Annotated in this window: 27 protein-coding genes; 15 read left to right on the top strand and 12 right to left on the bottom strand. The window is 55.2% G+C overall.

Annotated elements, in window-relative coordinates; genetic code table 11:
- Nucleotides 1–9: 9 nt before the first annotated feature.
- Nucleotides 10–267 carry a DUF2312 domain-containing protein gene (locus tag K3729_08670; GenBank protein ID UWR00818.1) on the bottom strand — a complete coding sequence of 86 codons (258 nt, stop codon included), beginning with the start codon at nucleotides 265–267 and terminating at the stop codon, nucleotides 10–12.
- Between the two features lie 129 nt (nucleotides 268–396).
- Between K3729_08670 and K3729_08665 the strand changes: the two genes are divergently transcribed.
- Nucleotides 397–612, top strand: a complete 216-nt coding sequence (locus tag K3729_08665) for a hypothetical protein (GenBank protein ID UWR00817.1) — start codon at nucleotides 397–399, stop codon at nucleotides 610–612.
- Between the two features lie 59 nt (nucleotides 613–671).
- Nucleotides 672–1103, top strand: coding sequence for a TIGR01244 family phosphatase (locus tag K3729_08660; protein UWR00816.1), 432 nt, complete (start codon nucleotides 672–674; stop codon nucleotides 1101–1103).
- 1 nt (nucleotide 1104) lies between these two features.
- Here K3729_08660 and K3729_08655 read toward each other — a convergent pair whose 3' ends face one another.
- The 5 genes from K3729_08655 to K3729_08635 all read right to left on the bottom strand — a co-directional run bounded on the left by K3729_08655 (nucleotide 1105) and on the right by K3729_08635 (nucleotide 7305).
- Nucleotides 1105–2286: a FliM/FliN family flagellar motor C-terminal domain-containing protein gene (locus K3729_08655; GenBank protein ID UWR00815.1), complete on the bottom strand. Its 1182-nt coding sequence runs from the start codon at nucleotides 2284–2286 to the stop codon at nucleotides 1105–1107.
- An 81-nt stretch (nucleotides 2287–2367) separates the two neighbouring features.
- Nucleotides 2368–5070 carry a sensor histidine kinase gene (locus K3729_08650; protein UWR00814.1) on the bottom strand — a complete coding sequence of 901 codons (2703 nt, stop codon included), beginning with the start codon at nucleotides 5068–5070 and terminating at the stop codon, nucleotides 2368–2370.
- Between the two features lie 14 nt (nucleotides 5071–5084).
- On the bottom strand, nucleotides 5085–5345 hold the full coding sequence (locus tag K3729_08645) for a hypothetical protein (protein UWR00996.1): 261 nt from the start codon (nucleotides 5343–5345) through the stop codon (nucleotides 5085–5087).
- Nucleotides 5346–5387: 42 nt separating this feature from the next.
- Nucleotides 5388–5762 carry a response regulator gene (locus tag K3729_08640; GenBank protein UWR00813.1) on the bottom strand — a complete coding sequence of 125 codons (375 nt, stop codon included), beginning with the start codon at nucleotides 5760–5762 and terminating at the stop codon, nucleotides 5388–5390.
- Nucleotides 5763–5976: 214 nt separating this feature from the next.
- Entirely contained in the window at nucleotides 5977–7305 is a 1329-nt protein-coding gene (locus K3729_08635; protein ID UWR00812.1) for a helix-turn-helix domain-containing protein, read from the bottom strand.
- Nucleotides 7306–7506: 201 nt separating this feature from the next.
- Here K3729_08635 and K3729_08630 point away from each other — a divergent pair, with 201 nt between their 5' ends.
- The 9 genes from K3729_08630 (at nucleotide 7507) to aat (ending at nucleotide 15788) form a co-directional block, all read left to right on the top strand.
- Nucleotides 7507–8856: a substrate-binding protein gene (locus K3729_08630; protein ID UWR00811.1), complete on the top strand. Its 1350-nt coding sequence runs from the start codon at nucleotides 7507–7509 to the stop codon at nucleotides 8854–8856.
- Nucleotides 8857–8978: 122 nt separating this feature from the next.
- Nucleotides 8979–10010 (top strand): branched-chain amino acid ABC transporter permease, encoded by a 1032-nt coding sequence (locus K3729_08625; protein ID UWR00810.1) that lies wholly within the window; start codon nucleotides 8979–8981, stop codon nucleotides 10008–10010.
- Between the two features lie 2 nt (nucleotides 10011–10012).
- Complete coding sequence (locus K3729_08620) at nucleotides 10013–11218, top strand: branched-chain amino acid ABC transporter permease (protein ID UWR00809.1); 1206 nt, start codon at nucleotides 10013–10015, stop codon at nucleotides 11216–11218.
- Between the two features lie 11 nt (nucleotides 11219–11229).
- On the top strand, nucleotides 11230–11988 hold the full coding sequence (locus K3729_08615; GenBank protein ID UWR00995.1) for an ABC transporter ATP-binding protein: 759 nt from the start codon (nucleotides 11230–11232) through the stop codon (nucleotides 11986–11988).
- Nucleotides 11989–11999: 11 nt separating this feature from the next.
- Nucleotides 12000–12749, top strand: coding sequence for an ABC transporter ATP-binding protein (locus tag K3729_08610; protein UWR00808.1), 750 nt, complete (start codon nucleotides 12000–12002; stop codon nucleotides 12747–12749).
- 100 nt (nucleotides 12750–12849) lie between these two features.
- Complete coding sequence (locus K3729_08605) at nucleotides 12850–13134, top strand: hypothetical protein (protein ID UWR00807.1); 285 nt, start codon at nucleotides 12850–12852, stop codon at nucleotides 13132–13134.
- A 135-nt stretch (nucleotides 13135–13269) separates the two neighbouring features.
- On the top strand, nucleotides 13270–13773 hold the full coding sequence (gene accB / locus K3729_08600) for an acetyl-CoA carboxylase biotin carboxyl carrier protein (protein ID UWR00806.1): 504 nt from the start codon (nucleotides 13270–13272) through the stop codon (nucleotides 13771–13773).
- A 10-nt stretch (nucleotides 13774–13783) separates the two neighbouring features.
- Nucleotides 13784–15130: an acetyl-CoA carboxylase biotin carboxylase subunit gene (gene accC, locus K3729_08595; protein ID UWR00805.1), complete on the top strand. Its 1347-nt coding sequence runs from the start codon at nucleotides 13784–13786 to the stop codon at nucleotides 15128–15130.
- Nucleotides 15131–15134: 4 nt separating this feature from the next.
- On the top strand, nucleotides 15135–15788 hold the full coding sequence (gene aat, locus K3729_08590; protein UWR00804.1) for a leucyl/phenylalanyl-tRNA--protein transferase: 654 nt from the start codon (nucleotides 15135–15137) through the stop codon (nucleotides 15786–15788).
- Here the strand turns inward: aat and K3729_08585 are convergent.
- The 6 genes from K3729_08585 to K3729_08560 form a co-directional block, all read right to left on the bottom strand.
- Nucleotides 15752–16111 carry a DUF2155 domain-containing protein gene (locus tag K3729_08585; protein UWR00803.1) on the bottom strand — a complete coding sequence of 120 codons (360 nt, stop codon included), beginning with the start codon at nucleotides 16109–16111 and terminating at the stop codon, nucleotides 15752–15754. The genes aat and K3729_08585 overlap by 37 nt on opposite strands.
- The gene (gene mlaD / locus K3729_08580) at nucleotides 16108–16560 is read right to left on the bottom strand and encodes an outer membrane lipid asymmetry maintenance protein MlaD (protein UWR00802.1); all 453 of its coding nucleotides are present in this window, start codon (nucleotides 16558–16560) and stop codon (nucleotides 16108–16110) included. The genes K3729_08585 and mlaD overlap by 4 nt, the downstream gene beginning before the upstream one ends.
- 23 nt (nucleotides 16561–16583) lie before the next feature.
- Nucleotides 16584–16967 (bottom strand): NADH:ubiquinone oxidoreductase subunit NDUFA12, encoded by a 384-nt coding sequence (locus K3729_08575; protein UWR00801.1) that lies wholly within the window; start codon nucleotides 16965–16967, stop codon nucleotides 16584–16586.
- 105 nt (nucleotides 16968–17072) lie between these two features.
- Nucleotides 17073–17444, bottom strand: a complete 372-nt coding sequence (locus K3729_08570; GenBank protein ID UWR00800.1) for a RidA family protein — start codon at nucleotides 17442–17444, stop codon at nucleotides 17073–17075.
- A gap of 3 nt (nucleotides 17445–17447) precedes the next feature.
- On the bottom strand, nucleotides 17448–18719 hold the full coding sequence (gene clpX / locus K3729_08565) for an ATP-dependent Clp protease ATP-binding subunit ClpX (protein UWR00799.1): 1272 nt from the start codon (nucleotides 18717–18719) through the stop codon (nucleotides 17448–17450).
- 148 nt (nucleotides 18720–18867) lie between these two features.
- Nucleotides 18868–19497, bottom strand: a complete 630-nt coding sequence (locus tag K3729_08560; protein ID UWR00798.1) for an ATP-dependent Clp protease proteolytic subunit — start codon at nucleotides 19495–19497, stop codon at nucleotides 18868–18870.
- 152 nt (nucleotides 19498–19649) lie between these two features.
- Here K3729_08560 and K3729_08555 point away from each other — a divergent pair, with 152 nt between their 5' ends.
- From K3729_08555 to K3729_08540, 4 genes are all read left to right on the top strand, one after another.
- Complete coding sequence (locus K3729_08555; GenBank protein UWR00797.1) at nucleotides 19650–19970, top strand: metalloregulator ArsR/SmtB family transcription factor; 321 nt, start codon at nucleotides 19650–19652, stop codon at nucleotides 19968–19970.
- On the top strand, nucleotides 19967–20413 hold the full coding sequence (locus K3729_08550; GenBank protein ID UWR00796.1) for an SRPBCC domain-containing protein: 447 nt from the start codon (nucleotides 19967–19969) through the stop codon (nucleotides 20411–20413). Before K3729_08555 ends, K3729_08550 begins: the two co-directional genes overlap by 4 nt.
- Before the next feature lie 30 nt (nucleotides 20414–20443).
- Nucleotides 20444–21622: a DNA photolyase gene (locus K3729_08545; GenBank protein UWR00795.1), complete on the top strand. Its 1179-nt coding sequence runs from the start codon at nucleotides 20444–20446 to the stop codon at nucleotides 21620–21622.
- Between the two features lie 72 nt (nucleotides 21623–21694).
- Complete coding sequence (locus K3729_08540) at nucleotides 21695–22159, top strand: (2Fe-2S)-binding protein (GenBank protein UWR00794.1); 465 nt, start codon at nucleotides 21695–21697, stop codon at nucleotides 22157–22159.
- The last annotated feature ends 2 nt before the right edge of the window (nucleotides 22160–22161 follow it).

Raw genomic sequence — 22161 nt, 5'->3', positions numbered from 1 at the left:
TATAGCGGATTACATGCCCAACGCGGCCATGTACATTTCCATGACCGCTTCTTCTTCGGCCAGATCGTTCGCGTCACGTTTGCGGATCGCGATCAGCTTGCGGATCACCTTGGTGTCGTACCCACGGCCTTTTGCTTCAGCCATGATTTCTTTCTGGCCGTCTGCAATGTCTTTCTTTTCGGCCTCAAGGCGTTCGTAACGTTCAATGAACTGGCGCAACTCTTGGCCGGCAACGGTGCTGGCGGTATCTGAAATAACGTCGCTCATGATGGTCTCCTCTGGGCGTCACAAATAAGGCGTATCGCCCTTCCCTAGCGACCCGCGCCCCGCATCGCAACCCTTGCAAGCGCAGGCCGCGAGCGTTAGGGCTGCCCCGGTCAAACAAAGGGGAATACGATGGAATGGTTGGTATGGATCGGCGCTGCGATCTCGATGATTGGGCTGGTCGGCATCGTCTATAGCATCGTCGCCGTAAACGCGGCCCGCAAAGCGGGTTTGGACGATGACGCGCTGCGGCTCAAGCTCACCAGCATCTTGCCGATCAATATCGGGTCCCTGCTGTTTTCGATCTTAGGCCTGATGATGGTCGTCATGGGCGTGTTGCTGGGGTAACGCACGATTGGACCCTCTTGCGACTAGACCTTCGCAGTCAGGCCTTCTAAAAGACGCGCATGGATATTCGTCAGATCACACCGACCTACGCTGTCAGCCCGCAAATCGCGCCTGACGATTGTGCAGCCATCGCAGACGCCGGATTTAAGGCAATCATTTGCAACCGGCCCGACATGGAAATCACACCAGATTGTCAGGCAGCAGCTATTGAGGCCGCAGCAAAAGCCGTAGGTCTTGGGTTCACCGTTCTGCCGCTGACCCATCAAACCATGAACGCAGAAAATGTGGCAGCACATCGCGCCGCGATTGATGCGGCTGGCGGGCCAGTTCTGGCTTACTGCGCGTCCGGCACACGGTCATCCATTGCTTGGTCACTGGGCCTAGCGGGTGATATGGCCAGCGACGACATTATCGAAGCCACTGGTAAAGCAGGCTACGATCTACGCGGATTGCACCCGCAGCTAGAAATGATCGCGGCGCAAAAGTCCTGATTTAGTCTTCAGTCGGGTTTTCTAACCCTTCGTCTTCCCAACTCAGTTTCGCAGGCGCGACGGGATCTGCTTCCAGATCTTCGTCATCCCAAGATAAAGGGGCAGCAGCGACGGCCATGTCGTCAGCTTCCGGCATATCCATCGGGGCGGCCATCGGCATATCCAGCCCCCCGTCATCGTCATTGGCTGCGTTATCAATATCCATCATGCTGGCCGCACCATCGATATCAAATGCGGCCCCCGTCTCGGGGAGATCAGCCAAGCTTGACATATCGCTTTTGCCCAACTGGTTCATATCGGACAGCGCGACCTGCGGTGGGACTTCGATCCGAACGGCGCGCATCCCCGCAGATTGACCTAATCTGGCCGTCGCTACCTTACGCCCATCGCGCGCCAGGATCTTGACAGATGACACGGTGCACCCTGTCAGCGGCAGGACCTGCCCAACAACCAAATTTTCCGCCTGATGAAGTGGCAATTTGAAACGGTGCAGTTCCGCATCCAATCGGGCGGGTGACCCGTCGACCACCTTTCGGAAACGTTCATCCCAATCGCCCGTGACCTCAGGTGTCAGGACCTTTCCCACGGTTTCTGCGCGGCAGGGCAAAGCCAACGCCAGTTCCGCCATACGATCACCAACACCTAGATCGAGCGACAAACGGATCAGTCGGTATTTCCCGTCATCAAGGATCAATCCCGCCGCCCGCGTCGAATTGATTTTGTCGCCCGCATCGAAACCCGATCCCCACCCGTCCAGCGGCGTGCGTTCAGCCGTATCCTGCAGGTGATGAAGAAACGCCGCGATCAGCGGCTGCGCCATTTGCGCATCGGTTCCGGTCGGCGGTCGATCTTCGGGGACATCCGGCAAAACCATTCCGACCGTCTGCACCTCTAGAAGGGCGGTCCGCATATTCAGATCGAGGGCGGCCAGACCGGTCACCGCGCCACCCGCGGTCATGCCAATTAACATCAGTTCCGGTTCTAACGCTGCAAGCAGTTGATCCAGCGACAAGACTTCTTCGCGCAGGGAGCTGACACTGACCACAAAGTCGTGTGTTTTGTCCGCCGCCCGCGTAATCGCTAACCGGATCGCGCGCGACGACGTAATGGGCACATCTTCTGGTGCCGGGGGGGGCGGCGACGCCATACGGCGCAGGACATCATGTGCAACCTGTCTTGTCATAGACCCCAAACCAGACTCGTCGAATCGTCCACCCGCAGAATGCAAGCCAACCTCATATCATTAAAAATACACCGAAAATTCTTACTGAGACGCTAACAGATCAGCGCCTTTTGCACTTGCATCATGCTTGGGCAACGTCACGCGGAAAGCAGCCCCCTTCTGCCCCGGCAAATAACTGATTTCACCGCCAAGCCGACCAAGGATTTCGCGACAAATCGCAAGACCTAGCCCCGCGCCGCCTGCTTTACCTTCGTCTTCGATCCTTGCGAATTTTTCAAAGATCATCGTTTGATTTTCGATACTGATCCCATCGCCATTATCAATAAAATCAATGACATCCCGTCCATCAACGACCCGCACCTTGACGTTAAGAATTGGACGATCAACGGTGCAATACTTCTGCGCATTTGCGATCACATTCACAAACACCTGCACAAGCCGATCCAGATCAGTGGTCAGGGTCACGTCTTCGCGGCTGCGGTTCCGCAAAATCTGCAAACCACGTTCTTGTACGCCAGATGCCCCGATGGCCCGATCAAGCAAATCAGACAACTGCCCAGTATGAATGTGTAGCGTCACCTGCCCGTTTTCCAACACCGACAAGTCCAGCAGATCATCCAGCAAACGCGTGAGCCGTAAGGCTTCATCGTGAATAATGCCCGCATATTTCCCGTGATCTTCAGGCGACATATCCATATCGCGTAAGATTTCCGAGAACGATCTGATCGACGTCATCGGCGTGCGTAACTCGTGCGAAATCTGACTAAGGAACGCATCCTTCTGGATCGAAATCGCCGTCAGCTTTGTGTTTGCATCGCGCAAAGCACGCGCCGTGCGTTCTTGTTCGGCCGACTTCGCCTCAAGCTCGTTTGAATACTCTAGGATTTGCGCGGCTTCATCCGCCACAGCGATCAAGTCTTCGACCGAAATCGCAGCCCCTTCCGTTAACTGACCGACCATCGCATGGGCTGTTGCCGCCCCGACAGACCCAGCCAGTTCGCGTTCAAGGCGCACAACAAAATCGGGGGTGACGTCAGGCAAATAGCCCTCTTTTCCCTGCTCTTCCGCCGATTTCTGAAACAAGCGTTGCGCCTCTGCCCCGCCCAAAATGCGTTGCGCCATGATCAGCAGATCATCCGCACGCGCACCGCTGTTTGTCCAAGACGTTGTACCCGCCGACATCTCGAACACGTTGACAAATTGCGCGCCCTGCAAGCGTTCTAACGGCGTTGGAAAACTGAAGACGGACCCAATAAAAAAGGCCAATGCATTCAGAACGAGCGACCACATCAAGCCATGAACAAGGTCATCCATGCCTTCAAGACCAAACAGCGCATGTGGCCGCAGCCACCACATCCCCATCGGCCCGTTCGCAAGAACGGTCTCGGAAATAAAGGCGTCCGCGCCGAAACTCGGAATATACAGCGTCCACAGCCAAACGACGAAACCAGTCACGAGGCCGAGTGCAGCCCCAACGCGCGTCGCACCCCGCCAAAAGATGGCCCCCAGCAGCGCCGGCAAAACCTGAACCGCGCCGCTGAACGACACCAAACCAATCGCTGCCAGCGCAGCCCCGCCCGCAGAGATACGGAAGTAAAGGTAACCTAGCGCCAAGATGCTCGCGATGGATAGCCTGCGCGCCAAAACGTTGACGTTGCGAATATCGCCAGAGACGAGCGCGCCTTGCGGACGACTGCTGAGCCATAATGGTACGATAATATGGTTCGACACCATCGTGGCCAAAGCAATCGTAGAGACGATCACCATCGACGTGGCCGACGAAAAACCGCCCAAGAACGCGAGCATCGCCAGCCCGTTTTCCCCCTGCGATAACGGCAGTGTCAGCACGAACAGATCGGGATTCGCCCCTTCCGGCATCAATCGTAGGCCGACGACTGCGATCGGCAGCACAAACAGCGACATCAGCATCAGGTAAATCGGGAAAGCCCAACTGGCCATGTGCAGGTTCCGCTCGTCTGGGTGTTCAACAACCAACACCTGGAACATGCGCGGCAAACAAATGAACGCGGCCGCAGACAGGAAAATAATCGCGACCCAACGGCCTCCTTGCGGTTCAAACTGCGCAATTTTTGATGCATCAATCTGGTCCAACACCGCAGCAGGACCACCCGCAAGCCCCCAGATCACAAAGACCCCAACGGCGACCAAGGCCACCAGTTTCACGACGGCTTCAACCGCAATCGCAATCACGATCCCGCTGTGCCGTTCGTTCGCATCCAGACTGCGCGTCCCGAACAGGACCGTAAAGATAGCCAGCCCAACAGCAACCCACAGCGCTGTTGTATTCAAATCGGCCTGTTCCCAAATCCCACCACTGACCGGCACAAATGCGGAAAACGATTGGGTCACGGATTTGAGCTGCAATGCAATGTAAGGCGTCGCGGCCACCACGGCCATGACGGTCACAATCGCGCCCAGCCAACCGGATTTCCCGAACCGGCTGGAAATCAAATCTGCAATCGACGTGATCCGCTGCGTGCGCCCAATCCGGACAAGACGGCGCAAAATCCACCACCATCCAATCATGACCAGCGTGGGGCCAAGGTAGATTGTGACGTATTCCAACCCCGATCGGGCCGCATAACCAACCGCCCCGTAAAACGTCCAAGCCGTGCAATAAATCGACAACGATAGCGTGTATACAAACGGACCACGAAGCCATGATGCTAAGGTCGTGCGCGCCCGCCGTTCGGCCCAAAATGCAACCAAAAACAAGAACGCGACGTAGGCAAGCGACACAAAGACAAGCAGGTTAAACGACATCCGTCACCGCCCCTTCATGTGAGTGCGTCGTCACTTTTGTCCGGTGATCCTTCCGGCGACAGGCTGCGTGTGATCACCGCCGCGACAATAATCAGGATCACCCAAACCGCGAAAATATACAGCCCGACAGAAGACGTTGCAGGGATCAATCCGGACATAATCGGCAAAATCCACGCCAGAAACCCGACGAACGGCAGCATCCGGATCACATCCCGTAATCGCCGCTGCCGATAAGACGCGCGTGCCAGATATAGCGGCATCTTGGCGGCCGATATGGTCGGTGTAACAGGTCTTAGGGGTTTCGGATCGTCCTGCATCTAGGCCGTTTCATCCATCAACTTGCGGACATAATCCTTCACCTCTTGATTCGAAAATGGCTTTGTCATGAAATGGTTAGCGCCCAGCCTTAATGCAAGTTCGCGATCTTTGACTTGCCCACGTGCCGTTAACATCATGACCGGCAGATTTTCAAAATCAGGCTCCGCGCGAATATCACGCAAGATATCAAAACCACTGCGACCAGGCAGCATGACATCAAGAATAATAAGATCAGGCGGCGTCGCGCGGACTTTATCCATCGCGGTTTCGCCGTCTTCATGTGTATGAACAGTCCACCCGTCACGCGACAGAATAAAGCTGATCGCTTCGATGATATTTGGTTCGTCCTCGATCAGCAGGACCCGTCTACCCATGATGTTGCTCCCCCCGAATGACGCCATGGTAATTTTCTTGCGCAGAGTATTGCGGCAATGCGCGGCCCTGTCAAAGCCCGAAACGCCAAAAACACTGACCAGCTGATCGTGCTACGCCGCGACGAACAACCCCAAGATGTTTCGCACACGAAACAACTTATGTAAAATCGGGATTTCCAAAACCTTAACAAAACGAAGCGCTTATCACGTGCAATTAAGATTTCACTTCAATTGCGGACGGTTCACGGCGCGCCGCACATCCCGAACGTGGGCAAACCCTGCAAGACACGCCAGCCTTGATCGGTTCCTGTAGGCCGGGCGCGGGATCGGAGACAACCAACATTGTGGTTTCAAGCACGGGTGCCGCGCTGAAATCGGCAAGCGTTTTCGGCACAGCAATCGCGTAACACATAAACCGCGCCCCAGCCTGCCCCGGCAAAACGACCTCTGATTTGATGGGGCGCATGGGCTGCGTCAGTGCGGCGTACAGCGGCCATAACGGACACCCTGCCGTAAACCGAGACGGCGCAAATCCGGGAACTGTTTTCAGATAAGTCAACGCGCCAGTTTGATCAGCGATAGCTAACCCCATCGGCGGAAGGCCTATATCAGCAGGCAACCCGCCAAGCCTGCGCAACACGGCGGGCAAGTCTGCGTCAAACTGTGCGGCAAGGGTCGACGGATCACCATGTGCGGCGACTGCGGCAGGCACGAAGGTGGCGCGCGGCATAAGACGCACGTCTTTGCTGAAGCGTACCAAATATTGCAGTAAAACCTCGCGGCCTTCCCGTGACAATGCGGGCGCATCATAGTCGCGCAGCAAAGTGTCAGGCGCTGCGTTTGGATGCGCCTCTACCCAATCTAACAATTTGGTTTCGCGCAATAAAAAGGCTTCAACTTCTTCGAACCCCGTCAGGTGTTCGCGCGACGATGCCGCTTCTGTCGGGGGTTCAAGGTAGGCGACCAAGGCTTCGCTTTCGACCGCCAACCGCCGGCTATCGTCGTGAATGTTGACGTGAAACCTGCGTTGCCAATCGGCATCAATATTGTCGTCGTTGGCTAAGATACCCGCAGTCGCGCGGATCGACGTCACCGCCGTAATCACGTTGTGCAACGCGCCCGCCAACGCGGGGTCATGGGTCATGCGATCACGTAGAACGCGCACTTCCGCCTCTAACGTATCAACCCGCGCTTCTTGGGCGGCAATCAAACCCGCCCACCCCGGAAAGCGGGTCGCAAGATCTTCTGCACGGTCTGTTTCAATCGGGTGCGACGTCCGCGCAGCGGCGGCCCGCATACCATTCAAAACAGCGGGTTCTGCCCCCTCAGACAAACTGGCCGGATCAGCGTTCAAGGCGCGCGCAAGCGACTGTAGCAATTTCCCGCCGATTCTGCGTTTGTTGTGCTCGATCAAATTCAGATAGCTAGCGGAAATACCCGCGGCGTCGGCCACATCAGCTTGACGCATTCCTTGATCCAAGCGGCGTTCGCGAATACGAGACCCTGTCATTGCGTGGGCTGCCAACCGATTTCTCCAATACATATCAGACGCTTTCTGCGCCTGTTCGATAATCAATTTACAAGATTTACAGAATTAGAGTCCAGTACTTTACAAAAAAATGACACTTGCACAAAGCACTGTTGGTAACGCGGGGTCACGCAGCCAAGATAGCATCAGCATGTAAAATGCGAGCTGTGTTCGGTAGGAGGCTGGATATAGCGAAATCAAAATGGGAGGATTTTAATGTCCAATTCTAACTTCTCACGTCGTGGCGTGCTGAAGACAGGCGCCATCGCTGGTGCCGGTCTTGCTGTTCCGACGTATCTCCGTGCTGATGGCCACACTGGCTACACAAACGCACCGGGTGACGGCGGTTCCGTGAAAATCGGTTTCAACGTTCCACAAACAGGTCCTTACGCTGAAGAAGGTCTCGACGAACTGCGCGCGCAGGAACTGGCTGTTGAGCACCTCAACGGTATCGGCGACGGCGGCATGCTGAACACATTCTCTGAGAAGAACCTCGACGGTACAGGTATCCTGGGCCGCAAAGTCGAGTTCGTCACAGGTGATACGCAGACGAAATCTGACGTGGCACGTGCATCTGCACAGTCCATGATCCAGAAAGACGAATGCATCATGATCAACGGCGGCTCATCTTCTGGTGTTGCCATCGCGGTTCAAGGTCTGTGCCAAGAAGCTGGCGTGATCTTCATGGCTGGTCTGACGCACTCTAACGACACAACTGGTAAAGATAAGAAAGCCAACGGCTTCCGTCACTTCTTTAACGGTTACATGTCTGGTGCGGCTCTGGGTCCAGTTCTGGAAGCTGAGTACGGTAACGAGCGTAACGCTTACCACCTGACAGCTGACTACACATGGGGCTGGACACAGCAGGAATCCATCCAAGGTGCAACAGAAGCGCTGGGTTGGAACACAACACAGAACGTTCTGACACCAGTTGGTGCGGGTGACTTCTCATCCTACATCGCGCCTGTTTTGAACTCCGGTGCTGATACGCTGATCCTGAACCACTACGGTGGGGACATGGTGAACTCTTTGACACAGGCTGTTCAGTTCGGTCTCAAAGACAAGCAGGTCAACGGTAAAGACTTCACGATCATCGTGCCGCTTTACTCTGAACTGATGGCCGCTGGTGCGGGTTCCAACATCCAAGGCGTGTTCGGTTCTATGAACTGGAACTGGCAGCTGCAGGATGAAGGCACAAAAGCTTTCGTTAAATCCTTTGGCGAAAAGTACGGCTTCCCACCATCCGGTGCGGCGCACACATGCTACGTTCAGACGTTGCTGTATGCGGATGCTGTTACACGTGCTGGCACGTTCAACCCTTGTGGCGTTGCAGAAGCTCTCGAAGACTTCGATTTCGACGGCATGGGCAACGGTCCTACATCTTACCGTGGCGCCGACCACCAGTGCTTCAAAGACGTGCTGGTCATGAAAGGCACGGACAACCCAACCAACCAGTTCGATACACTGGAAATCGTGGAAGTTACGCCACGTGCACAGGTTGAGTACGCACCAGATCACCCAATGTTCGCCGGTGGCGACCTGGGTGCATGTAACCCTGGCGCATAAGCTAACCAAATCCGAGATCGGCACGCTGTGCCGGTCTCACCCACCCCGGGGGAGCGGGGCGTAAACGGCCATCATCACGATGCGCCGTATCAGTAGAGAACTGGTAAAAAGAGGCGGGGTCGATGGACGATATTATCCTTCAAATTCTCAACGGTTTGGACAAAGGCTCTGCTTATGCATTGATTGCCTTGGGTCTGACGTTGATCTTCGGGACACTAGGTGTGGTGAACTTCGCCCACGGTGCCCTTTTCCTGATCGGTGCATTCTGCTCGGTCACAGTGTCACGTCTACTCTCGATTAGCTTTGAGAAGATTGATGAGACCCAAACAGATTTCTTGGGCAATCCGCTGAAGGTCGAAACACCCTATGTGGTGGAGTGGTTCGGGCCTGAAATGGGCATGAGCCTGATCGACTGGGCTGTGCCTATCGCGATCATCTTCGCAATCCCTGTGATGATCCTTGTGGGTTTCGCCATGGAACGCGGCCTGATCAAGCACTTCTATCACCGCCCACACGCAGACCAGATCCTTGTGACCTTTGGTTTGGCGATTGTGATCGGTGAGATCGTCAAGGCAAACTTCGGCGCAAACCCAATCCCAACCCCAGCACCTTCTGCATTTGCGGGTGCGATGGACTTTGGTGTGCTGATGGGATTTGAACCAAACGCGATCATCTATCCGATCTGGCGCTTGGTCTACTTCCTCTTCTCAATGGCCATTATTGCTGCTGTGTTTGCCTTCTTGCAGTTCACAACATTTGGCATGGTCGTGCGTGCAGGTATGGCAGACCGCGAAACAGTTGGCCTGCTTGGCATCGACATCGACAAACGCTTCACCTTTATGTTTGGTCTTGCGGCTGCGGTCGCCGGTCTGGCTGGCGTGATGTACACACCAATCCTGTCGCCGAACTATAACATCGGTATGGACTTCTTGGTCCTGTCCTTCGTTGTGGTTGTTGTTGGCGGCATGGGGTCATTGCCGGGCGCTGTTCTGGCGGGCTTCTTGCTGGGTATTCTGCAGTCCTTTGCTTCGATGAACGAAGTCAAAGCGATCCTGCCGGGTATCGACCAAATCATCATCTATCTTGTTGCAATCATCATCTTGCTGACCCGGCCACGTGGCCTGATGGGACGCAAGGGCGTGATGGAGGAATAATCATGCTTGGTATGAACGGAAAAGACACCGCTCTCTTCATCGTGGTCTGCCTGATGGTTTTGGCAGCCCCGATCCTACTCAACCCTTTCCCAACGGACAGTGCATTTGCGCAGTTCAATGCGGGCTACCCTGCCCTGTTGCAGCGGTTCGTGATCTTCGGGATCTTGGTCATCGGGTTTAACATCCTGTTCGGCCTGACAGGTTACCTGTCCTTCGGTCACGCCGCTTTTCTAGGTGTGGGGTCGTTCGCAGCCGTTTGGATGTTCAAACTGCTGTCCTACAACATCGTACCTGCTATCATCTTGTCAGTGATCGTGGCCGGCCTGTTCGCAGTCGTCATCGGTTATGTGTCCTTGCGTCGGTCAGGAATCTACTTTTCGATCCTGACACTGGCCTTTGCACAGATGATGTATTCCATCGCCTACTCCGACTTGGTCGGTAAGGTCCTGGGGACGCCAATCACCAACGGTGAGACTGGCCTGCAGGTCTACAACGACGATCCGCAAATCCTGCAAGGGGCGGATGCACCAATCACACCGCACCTGTTCGGACTTGAGATGAACGGGTCTGTTACTTGGGATGTGGGGGGCTGGAGCTTCGTATTCCAGAACGGTTACTACCTTGCTGGCCTTTTTATGATCGCGTCCTTCTACTTAGCGATCCGCATCTTCCGGTCGCCGTTTGGCCTGATGCTGCGGTCCATCAAGTCCAACCAACAGCGCCTGAACTACACTGGTATTTCAACGCGTCCTTACATGCTGACCGCCTTTGTCATTTCTGGAATGTATGCGGGTCTGGCTGGCGGTCTGCTGGCTGCAATGGATCCCCTGACAGGTGCAGAACGGATGTTCTGGACTGCGTCTGGTGAGATCGTAATCATGTCGATCCTTGGTGGTGTTGGCACGCTGATCGGTCCGATTTTGGGCGCTGGTGTGATCAAATACATGGAAAACATCGTATCCACGATCAACGACACTGTGGTGCACGGCTGGTTCGCTTTCATGCCGGAAGGTCTTGAGAACTTCTTTGTGGCGATCATCCATCCGTTCATCGGTAAGGGCTGGCACCTGACACTGGGCCTTGTGTTCATGGCGGTTGTTATCTTCCTGCCGGGTGGTCTGGTCGAACTTGGTCAGCGCATTGGCGCAAAGTTCAGCCGCAAGAAAACAACTGACGCCTCTGATGGCGCCACGACACCAGCTGAATAAGGAGCAATATGATGGGTATCCTTGAAGTAAAAGGCGTCAACAAACGCTTCGGCGGTTTGCAAGCGCTTGGTGACGTGAACCTCAGCGTCGCTGAAAACACAGTCCACGCGATTATCGGTCCAAACGGGGCCGGTAAATCCACCCTGCTGAACGTGCTTGTGGGCAAATTGATCCCCGACAGCGGGTCGGTGATGTTCGACGGTCAATCTGTGCTTGGGCGTCAGCCCTACGAGATCAACCAGATGGGCATCAGCCGCGTGTTCCAAACACCTGAAATCTTTGCTGATCTCACCGTGTTTGAAAACGTGATGATCCCGTGCTTTGCCAAACGTGACGGGGCCTTCCGGCTTCACGCGATCGGCAGCACACGCCACGAAACAGACATCCACGAGACCGCAGAAGCGATTTTGGAAGACGTTAACATGCTGGAAAAACGTCACATGGTGGCATCCAGCTTGTCACGTGGTGACAAACGTCGCTTGGAAATGGCGATGTGTCTGGTGCAGGAACCGCGCCTGTTGCTGTTGGACGAACCGACTGCGGGTATGGCCCGTGCGGATACAAACAACACGATTGATCTGCTCAAAGAGATCAAGGAAAAGCGCGACATCACAATGGCAATCATTGAGCACGACATGCACGTTGTGTTCAGCCTAGCGGAACGGATCACCGTTCTGGCGCAAGGTACGCCGCTGGTGGAAGAAACACCTGAAAACATCAAAGGCCACCCGAAAGTACGCGAAGCGTACCTCGGCGAAGCACAGGTGTAAGGAACAATCCAATGAACCAACCATTCAACAAAAACGCCAACAACGCGGCCACCCACCCTGCTTTCCTGAGCGTGTGGGAAATTGAAGCGTATTACGGCGAAAGCTACATCGTTCAAAACGTCAGCTTTAATATCCACGAGGGCGAAATTCTGGCTCTGCTCGGTCGGAACGGTGCGGGTAAAACATCAACGCTGCGCACCATTGCGCGCCTTGATGACCCCGCATTGAAGCACGGTGAAATCTGGCTGGACCACCAGCCGCTTCACGACATGAAAGCCCATCAGGCATCTGCCGCAGGCATCGCGCTTGTGCCAGAAGACCGGCGCATCATTGCGGGCCTGACAGTTGAAGAAAACCTGCAGCTCGCCCAAATCGCCCCGCCAATCGGCTGGTCGCTTGAGCGAATCTATGAACTCTTCCCACGTCTTGGCGAACGTAAGAAACAAGAAGGCGTCACACTGTCTGGTGGTGAGCAGCAGATGCTTGCCATCGCTCGCGCCCTTGCACGCGATATTAAGGTTCTTCTGTTGGACGAACCTTACGAAGGTCTGGCCCCGGTCATTGTGCAAGAAATCGCAAAGACACTAAACATCATCCGCGATCAAGGCATTACAACCGTGATTGTTGAGCAAAACGCGGTTGCTGCGTTGAAGCTGGCGGATCGGGCGGTGATTCTTGATACGGGCACCGTGGTCTATGACGGCTCTGCTCAGGAAGTTCTGGAAGACGAAGCACTGCGTGCGCAGTACTTGGCGATCTGATTTTATTGCGGACAATTTTATCCGATTGTCCGCAATTCATACTTTGCTAAGGAAATTGACGGAAACTAGACCAATATGGTGTCAATCATTGAGGTCAGAGATGGAAGTTTCCTTAGCGCCACGCGCCGCACCGCAATATCAGAACGACGTTGTAACACATCAAACCACGCCTGCTGCCGACGAAGAAACCAGCAGAACAACAGCGAAAACACCTGACGAAATCGTCACCGTCAGTGATCCACGGTCAAAAATCGATAAGGCCCCGCTTCTTGGTCTATCAGAAATCGAAAAACCTGCCCTGACCGAAGAACAGACTTTGAAGCCTTATGGCGTGATAATGCTACCAATTCGTGAAGATGACGAAGCCACGACACGGAAGCTTTGACCTGTCAATTCCGACGCTCCGTCACTTTCCCTGATGCTCTGGCTTTCCACTGCGTCACCGTTCCCCTATAAGCGTCCCGATTGATACCGCGCAAAAGCGGATCTGAGGAACTTTGGGCAACGGGCCGAGGACGACATGAGCAAAAAAACCTCTCACGACAGCGACGTCAGCTTTATCCAAGCATTGGCAGAATTGCTGCGCGAAAATGATTTGACCGAATTGCGTGTCAAACGCGATTACGCCGAAAACGACAGCCTTGATGTACGTGTCGGCCGCTATGCGCAGCCAGCACCACAACAGGTTGTGGCCGCAGCCCCAGCACCCGTTGCTGCTGCACCGGCGGCAGCCCCTGCCGCGGCACCATCTGCCGCACCTTCGGGCGGTAGCGAAGATCCAGCAAGCCATCCGGGCGCTGTGACATCGCCAATGGTCGGCACAATCTACATGGCACCAGAACCCGGTGCTGCACCTTTCGCGGCCGTGGGCAAAACAATCGCTGAAGGTGAAACACTGTTGATCATCGAAGCGATGAAAACAATGAACCACATCCCTGCCCCCAAATCCGGCACGATCAAACGGATTCTGGTCGAAGACGGCGCACCAGTCGAATTCGGCGCACCACTTGTGATTATCGAATAAGGGGCAGCCAATGTTCGACAAAATCCTCATTGCCAACCGCGGCGAAATCGCCTTGCGGGTGGTGCGTGCGTGCCGTGAAATGGGCGTGAAATCTGTCGCGGTCCATTCGACAGCCGATTCCGACGCGATGCATGTCCGCATGGCCGACGAAGCGATCTGCATCGGACCGCCATCCAGCGCGCAATCCTACCTGTCGTTCCCGGCCCTGATTTCGGCCTGTGAAATCACAGGCGCGCAGGCGATCCACCCAGGCTACGGCTTCTTGTCGGAAAACGCTGCTTTTGTGCAGGCCGTCCAAGACCATGACATCACGTTCATTGGCCCGACAGCCGAACATATCCGCGTCATGGGCGACAAAATCTCTGCGATTGAGACCATGAAAGAACTGGGCGTGCCATGCGTTCCCGGCTCTGGCGGTGGTGTCGATACGCTGGAAGATGCACAGCGCATTGGCGCTGAAATCGGCTATCCGGTCATCATCAAAGCCACCGCTGGTGGCGGTGGTCGCGGCATGAAAGTCGCCGAAACCGCGAAAGACATGGAACAGGCGTTCTATTCTGCGCGGGCCGAAGGCAAAGCCGCATTTGGCAACGACGAAGTCTACATCGAGAAATACCTGACAACACCGCGCCACATCGAAATCCAAGTGTTCGGTGACGGCAAAGGCAACGCAGTCCACCTCGGCGAACGCGATTGTTCCTTACAGCGGCGCCACCAAAAGGTTTTCGAAGAAGCTCCCGGCCCCTGCATCACGCCTGAACTGCGTGAACGGATCGGTAAAGTTTGCGCGGACGCAGTTGCGAAAATCAACTACATCGGTGCGGGGACAATCGAATTTCTGTTCGAGAACGATGAATTTTACTTCATCGAAATGAACACACGTTTGCAGGTGGAACACCCTGTGACCGAAGCAATTTTCGGCGTCGATCTTGTACGCGAACAGCTGCGCGTGGCTTCTGGCCTGCCTATGTCGTTCACGCAGGACGATTTGAAAATCAATGGTCATTCGATCGAGGTCCGGATCAACGCTGAAAAGCTACCAAACTTTTCGCCCTGCCCCGGTACGATCACACAATACCACGCACCAGGTGGTTTGGGCGTACGGATGGATTCGGCGCTTTACGACGGCTACCGGATCCCGCCCTACTACGACAGTTTGATCGGCAAATTGATCGTACACGGCCGCGACCGTCCAGAAGCGTTGGCCCGTTTGGCCCGTGCCTTGGGCGAATTGATCGTGGACGGTGTCGACACGACGATCCCACTGTTCCACGCGCTTTTGGCGGAAGAAGCGGTGCAAACCGGCGATTACACCATTCATTGGCTCGAGGAATGGTTAGACGCCAACCTCGCTTAAGCCATTGAGTAATCAAGACGAAATCGAATTGACGCCAGACCTGTTGCTGCAAGGCTATCGGGCTGGCGTTTTTCCGATGTCAGAAACGCGCGACAGCGAAGACGTCTTTTGGGTCGATCCCCGTTTTCGCGGCATCCTGCCGCTCGACGGTTTTCACATCTCACGGTCTTTGCGCAAACGGCTGCTGCGCGGCAATTACCGGGTGAGCTTTAACACCTGTTTTGCTGACGTTGTGCGCGGTTGTGCGAACCGTGACGAAACGTGGATCAACGCCACCATCTTTGATCTATACAAAGCCCTGCACGACCAAGGCGACGCGGCCAGCTGCGAGGTATGGCAGAACGACACGCTTGTGGGCGGCGTCTACGGTGTCACAATCGGCAGTGCCTTCTTCGGCGAAAGCATGTTCAGCACGGCTACAGACGCATCAAAAGTCGCCCTTGCCTACCTGACAGACAAGCTGCGGTCAGACGGATTCACATTGTTTGACACGCAGTTCATCACCGACCATTTGGCCAGCTTAGGGGGTGTAGAAATTCCCAGATCAGCCTATCACGCCTTGTTACGCGATGCCTTACAACAGCCCGCCGAATTTACGCCAAGCCCGCAAATGGCGTCTGCTCAGGACCTGATACAGCGCAACACCCAAACGTCGTAGCGCGGGTGCTCCATCGCGTTCAGCGCAGGCGCAGAGGCGATCAGCCAGCCTTGAAATGCCGGATCAGCGTTATCCCGATAAGCCACTGTAATGTTTGCAAAAGCATCACCCGACGGGTTAGCGCGCGGATAGCGGCATTCTTCGAGCGTTAGTTTGAGATGGCCAATGTCACGGGTTTCGCCGTTCGTCATTTCGACGTCGGTCACGGTGCCGTTCAGCTTATCCAGCACCCGCAATTCACCGCCAACGGCGGTTGCTGCCTGCTGGGCAACAGCGCCAAAAGGCAGCATCGCAAGCGCAGTACTAAGAATCAAAGCCTTCATTGCGTATCCCCGTCCCCGGTCACAAATTTCAACAGCAAGGAAATCAAACTAATCGCGCCCTGTGTATCTTCGATTTCTTCACCCGGCGCAAAGTTATCCAGCGATCCGCCCGGTACAATCTCCACGAAACTGCCGCCCAAAACGCCTTCAGACGCGATGGCCACAGCGCTGTCATTCGGAATTGCGACGCCGTCTGCGAAGGACAGCACAGCGTCAGCGCGGAATGTATCAGGGTTTAGCGTCAGCGCACCGATCTGGCCGATCTTCACGCCAGCAAGGCGGATATCTGTTCCGGTGGTGATACCTTCGGCGGACCTGAAACTCGCCGTCAAATCATACCCTTGGGACGATCTTCCTAGGCCAGCAGCCTGAGCCGCGTAAAACCCAAAGCCGAGGGCCACAGCCAAAACGACGGCCCCAACAAGCGTCTCTGTCCGGTTCTCACGCATGATCAAACCACCACGGGACCCGTCTATTCGGGGCTCCACGCCTCGTAATCGCTACGGGATTTTGGTGCAGCCGCACGCAAAGATCCGGCTGGTGCATAGGCGTTCACGGTACCCGTCAGGTTAACCTGATGCGGCTGTTCCCATGATTTGTGGACCAGCGGTTTGTCGGTAGGTGGTTCGTCCCAGGTCCGGTGCAACCAGCCATGCCAATCCGGATCGATGCGGGACGCTTCAATGTCACCGTTGTAGATTACCCAACGACGGCTATCGTCCGCGTTGCGGTAAAAGATGTTCCCTTGACCGTCTTCGCCGACTTTTTCACCGTTCCGCCAAGTCCAGAACTGCGTGCCGAAGGACTGACCTTCCCACCATGTGAAAATGCGTTTGATTGTGTAGCCGATGCCCATTGCGCGTCTCCAATTCGTCCCCGCTGTCATGCCCCAATTGATGCCAAACGTCTAGTCCGACAGATGTGGTCAGGCGGGTGTAAGCCCAAAATCTTTGGCGAAAAATTATGCGTCCGGCGCCAGTGCGGTCACTTCGATCTCAATTTTGTATTTCGGATCAATCAACCCGCAGCTGATCATCGTCGCAGCCGGGGGATTCTCGCCAAAGGTGGCACGCAAAAGCGGCCAGCATGGTTCAAAATCGTCAGCATTTGGTAGGATATAACGCACACGCACGACGTCGGCCATCTCGGCCCCTGCATCCGCTAGCGCCGTTTTGATCACTTCAAGCGCGCCGTGACACTGTGCGATCACGTCCTCGGGGACATCCGTGCCGGGATAAACACACCCCGACACATGCACAAAACCACCTGCAACAACAGCGCGGCAATATCCGATCTTGTCCTCGAAAATACCGCCTGATGTCATACGCTTCATCCGTTAGCTCGCTGTTGCGGGCTCTTTTTCCGATGATTTTGCATCGTCGTGGATCATCAATGGGGATGCGTCTGGACCAACAGCTTCTTCGTTCACGACAACTTCGGTCACTGTATCCATGCCCGGCAGGTCAAACATCGTATCAAGCAGGATGTCTTCCATGATAGACCGCAGACCACGTGCACCTGTTTTGCGTTCGATTGCACGTTTCGCAATCGCCTGCAGGGCGTCATCGGTGAATGTCAGCTTCGTGTTCTCAAGTTCGAACAGACGCTGGTATTGCTTCACAAGCGCGTTTTTCGGCTTGGTCAGAATGATGATCAGCGCATCTTCGTCCAGATCGGTCAGCGTCGCGATCACGGGCAAACGGCCAACAAATTCAGGGATCAAACCGAACTTCAACAGATCTTCTGGTTCGAGATCGGTGAACACTTCGCCCACGCCACGTTCGTCGACGTCTTTCACTTCCGCACCGAAGCCCATGGAAGAGCCCTTACCGCGCTGTGAAATAATCTTGTCGAGACCTGCAAACGCACCGCCACAGATGAAAAGGATGTTCGTCGTGTCCACTTGCAGGAATTCCTGCTGCGGGTGCTTCCGGCCACCTTGCGGCGGAACAGAGGCCACAGTGCCTTCCATGATCTTCAGCAGCGCCTGCTGAACACCTTCGCCCGATACGTCACGGGTGATGGAAGGGTTGTCAGATTTCCGTGTAATTTTATCAACTTCGTCGATGTAGACGATGCCGCGCTGCGCGCGTTCCACGTTGTATTCGGACGCCTGCAACAGCTTGAGAATGATGTTTTCGACATCTTCACCGACATAACCGGCTTCCGTCAGCGTTGTCGCATCGGCCATTGTGAAAGGCACGTCCAGAATGCGGGCAAGGGTCTGCGCAAGCAGTGTCTTACCACAACCGGTCGGGCCGATCAGCATGATGTTGGATTTCGCCAGTTCAATGTCGGATTTATCCGCATGGTTCAGGCGTTTGTAGTGGTTGTGTACGGCCACAGACAGCACGCGTTTCGCATGCATCTGGCCGATGACATAATCATCCAGAACACCACAAATCTCGGTCGGCGTTGGTACACCTTCACCGGCTTTCAGACCAGCGGATTTGGTTTCTTCGCGAATAATGTCCATGCATAGTTCGACACATTCGTCGCAAATGAAAACGGTCGGACCCGCGATCAGTTTGCGCACTTCATGTTGGCTCTTGCCGCAAAAGCTACAATAGAGGGTGTTTTTGCTGTCGCTGTTGGACGAATTCGCCATTATCTTCCCCTTGGCCGGACGGCCATACTGCTGCCGTGAACTGCTTACCGACCCAAGTCTAGGGCAGCACGCACCGGTCCACAATGTCAAAATGTCTACCGCACGGTGGTGTTAACAGGGTGTTAACAATCCACCGTGCGGAAGTTGATTATGCGTCTGCGTCGTCGTCTTTCGCACGGTTCGTCACGATTTCGTCGATCAGGCCCCAATCTTTCGCTTCTTCAGGCGACATAAAGTTGTCGCGCTCAAGTGCGGCTTCGACTTTTTTCAAAGTCTGGCCTGTGTGCGTCACGTAGATCTGGTTCAAACGATCTTTCAGCTTCTGGGTCTCTTGGGCGTGGATCATGATATCCGTTGCCTGACCTTGGTAACCGCCAGAAGGCTGGTGGACCATGACGCGGCTGTTCGGCAGTGAGAAACGCATGCCTTTTTCACCAGCTGTCAAAAGCAATGACCCCATGGATGCCGCCTGCCCGATAACCAGCGTGGACACCTTCGGTTTGATGTATTGCATCGTGTCGTAGATCGACAAACCGGATGTCACAACGCCGCCTGGGCTGTTGATATACATAGAGATTTCTTTTTTCGGGTTCTCAGCTTCAAGGTGCAACAGCTGCGCCACAACAAGCTGGGACATGCCGTCATGGACAGGCCCATTCAGGAAAATGATCCGCTCTTTCAGAAGGCGCGAAAAAATATCGTAGGCGCGTTCACCACGGGCTGTCTGTTCGACGACCATAGGCACGAGGTTCATGTATGTTTCGACTGGATCTTGCATCGGCTGTGCCTCACTCCGGGATGGCTTTTGACCATCATTACTTCAAATGTCCTGACAGAGTCTTAGTGTCGCCTGACAGGGGCTTCAAGGGCGGCTGTTTCATCTTGGCGATTTGGATTGACAAGTGCGTTAGCCGTGACTTACGGTAAGCCATGACTTACGAAATGACAATAGCCGCTTTGGCCGACCCGACCCGCCGTGCGATTCTTGCGTGCCTGCGTGACGGCCCCCTTGCCGTCGGGGCATTGGCCGAAGGTTTGCCTGTCAGTCGTCCGGCGGTCAGCCAGCACCTGAAAGTATTGTCGGACGCGGGCCTACTTATGGTCTCGCAACGCGGAACTAAGCGCCTATATACCATCGACCCGCGTGGCGCAGATGACTTGCGCCGATATCTAGACAGCATGTGGGATGACGCGCTCGACGCATTCGCAAAAGCAGCACGCGACAAAGCCGCGCAGAAGGATAAATCATGATCCCAATTCACAAAACAACGCATGTCCCGCTTTCGCCAGCCGAAGCGTTTGATCTGTTCATGGCGGACCTCGACACATGGTGGCCCAAAGATCGGCACGCGTCGGACCCAACCGCCAAATTGATCGTTGAACCCCGCAAAAATGGGCGCATCATCGAAATTTGCGCGGATGGTACACAAATCAACTGGGGCACAATCATCGGATGGGACGCCGACCACTACATGGCCTTCACATGGCACCCTGACGGCGATGAAGACGCGGCGACGGTCGTGGCGGTGTCCTTCAAACAAACGGCAGATGGCTGCCAGCTTGATCTGACACACGGCGGGTTCGACGTTCTGGGTGATACCGCCGATGCCGTCAGCACGTCCTATCTGATCGGATGGGACCTGACGCTCGGGTCCTATTGTTTTGCGGCGTCAAAGCTGCGGGTCACTGCTTGATTTCACACTGCATCGCGATAGCTGTCGGTGATGATTGACCCGACATATACCGCCGCCCTCGCCCGCCTGAACGCATTCACGCCGCATGCCGGCTTCGACTACGCGACCAAACGCAATTACGACCGCCCCGACCATCCCCAAGTGTCGCAACTGTCGCCCTACTTGCGTCACCGCATCATCACCGAAAACGAAGTGTTGCAAGCAACGCTGGCCCGGCATACCCCCAAAGCGGCTGATAAATTCATCGCAGAGGTATTCTGGCGGACCTACTGGAAAGGCTGGCTAGAAATGCGCCCTTCCGTTTGGGCATCATACAAAGCCGACCTGCAAGCCGCACAAAATCGTATCCAAACCGAAACCGGACTGCGCGCTGATTGGGAAGCGGCCTGCAAAGGCGAAACCGGCATTGATTGCTTCGACCATTGGGCAAAAGAACTGGTCGAAACAGGCTATCTACACAACCACGCCCGCATGTGGTTCTCATCGATCTGGATTTTCACGCTGCGCCTGCCATGGACCTTAGGGGCAGATTTCTTTCTACGGCACCTGCTCGACGGCGATCCGGCATCAAACACACTGTCTTGGCGCTGGGTTGGCGGGTTACAAACCCTTGGAAAAACCTACCTCGCACGGCCTGATAACATCGCAAAATATACGGACGGACGGTTCCAGCCCAAAGGATTAGCAACCGAAGCGATCCCACTGGATGGCACGCCACCACCGCCGCCGACTGACATTCCAACCAGCGATCCAATCGACCCAACCGCACGCACCGGTTTACTGGTGACAGAAGAAGACCTATCGCTTCATCATGTACTCTCGGTTTGCAAACCGGTGGCCACAATCACTCTCGACGCTACCCAATACCGCAGCCCAAACCACGTCAGCCCAAAGGTCACAGATTTTGCAGGCGCGGCCATCACGGCCGCAACGACGCGCTTCAGCGATCGGATCGGTCCGGTATCAGAAGACGCGGACATCACCGCATGGGCGCAAGCCAACCAAATCACGCAGATCGTAACACCCTATACACCCGTCGGACCCGCAGCCGATCAGTTGGCCGCGCTGAAACCTCAACTCGCAGCAGCCGATATCACGCTCTGCCAAGTCGTCAGACCCTACGATTCAGCGGCTTGGCCCTATGCCACCAAAGGGTTCTTCAAATTCAAAGACGCGATCCCCAAACTGCTTCCCCAACGTCACCCCTGATATGATACACTTGTAAACGCCACATAACGCTTATCTAAAACCGAACGACACCAATCACACTAAGGGGCCGACATGCCAACAACGCTGAAAATCAACGACACGTCCTACGATATTGATTTACCAGACAATGTGCCCCTTCTTTGGGTCCTGCGGGACGAAGTGGGTCTTCCGGGAACAAAATTTGGATGTGGTGTTGCAGCGTGCGGGGCTTGTACGGTCCATATCGACGGTGAAGCGGTACGGTCTTGTCAGGTCGCACTCGCGGACGTTTGGGGTGATGTGACAACCATCGAAGGTCTGGGAACACCCGACAACATGGCGATCATCCAACAGGCATGGGTCGACAACCAAGTCGCACAATGCGGCTACTGTCAGTCGGGTCAAATCATGCAAGCCGCTGATCTTTTAGCAAATAACCCCGAACCAACGGACCAAGACATCGACGATGTGATGCAGGGCAATCTATGCCGCTGCGGCACCTACCCGCGTATCCGCGCCGCCATCCATGACGCCGCCACAAAAATGAAGGAGGCTTGATC

Source organism: Rhodobacteraceae bacterium S2214 (genome assembly GCA_025141675.1).
Lineage (GTDB): Bacteria > Pseudomonadota > Alphaproteobacteria > Rhodobacterales > Rhodobacteraceae > Yoonia.
Note: the sequence above shows the minus strand (reverse complement) of the source record. Positions and strands in the feature narration are given on the sequence as shown.

What these genes read in the sequence shown, in the direction of transcription:
- K3729_08670 (UWR00818.1), bottom strand. Translation starts at nt 267, where the DNA reads ATGAGCGACGTTATTTCAGATACCGCCAGCACCGTTGCCGGCCAAGAG.
- K3729_08665 (UWR00817.1), top strand. Translation starts at nt 397, where the DNA reads ATGGAATGGTTGGTATGGATCGGCGCTGCGATCTCGATGATTGGGCTG.
- K3729_08660 (UWR00816.1), top strand. Translation starts at nt 672, where the DNA reads ATGGATATTCGTCAGATCACACCGACCTACGCTGTCAGCCCGCAAATC.
- K3729_08655 (UWR00815.1), bottom strand. Translation starts at nt 2,286, where the DNA reads ATGACAAGACAGGTTGCACATGATGTCCTGCGCCGTATGGCGTCGCCG.
- K3729_08650 (UWR00814.1), bottom strand. Translation starts at nt 5,070, where the DNA reads ATGTCGTTTAACCTGCTTGTCTTTGTGTCGCTTGCCTACGTCGCGTTC.
- K3729_08640 (UWR00813.1), bottom strand. Translation starts at nt 5,762, where the DNA reads ATGGGTAGACGGGTCCTGCTGATCGAGGACGAACCAAATATCATCGAA.
- K3729_08635 (UWR00812.1), bottom strand. Translation starts at nt 7,305, where the DNA reads ATGTATTGGAGAAATCGGTTGGCAGCCCACGCAATGACAGGGTCTCGT.
- K3729_08630 (UWR00811.1), top strand. Translation starts at nt 7,507, where the DNA reads ATGTCCAATTCTAACTTCTCACGTCGTGGCGTGCTGAAGACAGGCGCC.
- K3729_08625 (UWR00810.1), top strand. Translation starts at nt 8,979, where the DNA reads ATGGACGATATTATCCTTCAAATTCTCAACGGTTTGGACAAAGGCTCT.
- K3729_08620 (UWR00809.1), top strand. Translation starts at nt 10,013, where the DNA reads ATGCTTGGTATGAACGGAAAAGACACCGCTCTCTTCATCGTGGTCTGC.
- K3729_08615 (UWR00995.1), top strand. Translation starts at nt 11,230, where the DNA reads ATGGGTATCCTTGAAGTAAAAGGCGTCAACAAACGCTTCGGCGGTTTG.
- K3729_08610 (UWR00808.1), top strand. Translation starts at nt 12,000, where the DNA reads ATGAACCAACCATTCAACAAAAACGCCAACAACGCGGCCACCCACCCT.
- K3729_08605 (UWR00807.1), top strand. Translation starts at nt 12,850, where the DNA reads ATGGAAGTTTCCTTAGCGCCACGCGCCGCACCGCAATATCAGAACGAC.
- accB (UWR00806.1), top strand. Translation starts at nt 13,270, where the DNA reads ATGAGCAAAAAAACCTCTCACGACAGCGACGTCAGCTTTATCCAAGCA.
- accC (UWR00805.1), top strand. Translation starts at nt 13,784, where the DNA reads ATGTTCGACAAAATCCTCATTGCCAACCGCGGCGAAATCGCCTTGCGG.
- K3729_08585 (UWR00803.1), bottom strand. Translation starts at nt 16,111, where the DNA reads ATGAAGGCTTTGATTCTTAGTACTGCGCTTGCGATGCTGCCTTTTGGC.
- mlaD (UWR00802.1), bottom strand. Translation starts at nt 16,560, where the DNA reads ATGCGTGAGAACCGGACAGAGACGCTTGTTGGGGCCGTCGTTTTGGCT.
- K3729_08575 (UWR00801.1), bottom strand. Translation starts at nt 16,967, where the DNA reads ATGGGCATCGGCTACACAATCAAACGCATTTTCACATGGTGGGAAGGT.
- K3729_08570 (UWR00800.1), bottom strand. Translation starts at nt 17,444, where the DNA reads ATGAAGCGTATGACATCAGGCGGTATTTTCGAGGACAAGATCGGATAT.
- clpX (UWR00799.1), bottom strand. Translation starts at nt 18,719, where the DNA reads ATGGCGAATTCGTCCAACAGCGACAGCAAAAACACCCTCTATTGTAGC.
- K3729_08560 (UWR00798.1), bottom strand. Translation starts at nt 19,497, where the DNA reads ATGCAAGATCCAGTCGAAACATACATGAACCTCGTGCCTATGGTCGTC.
- K3729_08555 (UWR00797.1), top strand. Translation starts at nt 19,650, where the DNA reads ATGACTTACGAAATGACAATAGCCGCTTTGGCCGACCCGACCCGCCGT.
- K3729_08550 (UWR00796.1), top strand. Translation starts at nt 19,967, where the DNA reads ATGATCCCAATTCACAAAACAACGCATGTCCCGCTTTCGCCAGCCGAA.
- K3729_08545 (UWR00795.1), top strand. Translation starts at nt 20,444, where the DNA reads ATGATTGACCCGACATATACCGCCGCCCTCGCCCGCCTGAACGCATTC.
- K3729_08540 (UWR00794.1), top strand. Translation starts at nt 21,695, where the DNA reads ATGCCAACAACGCTGAAAATCAACGACACGTCCTACGATATTGATTTA.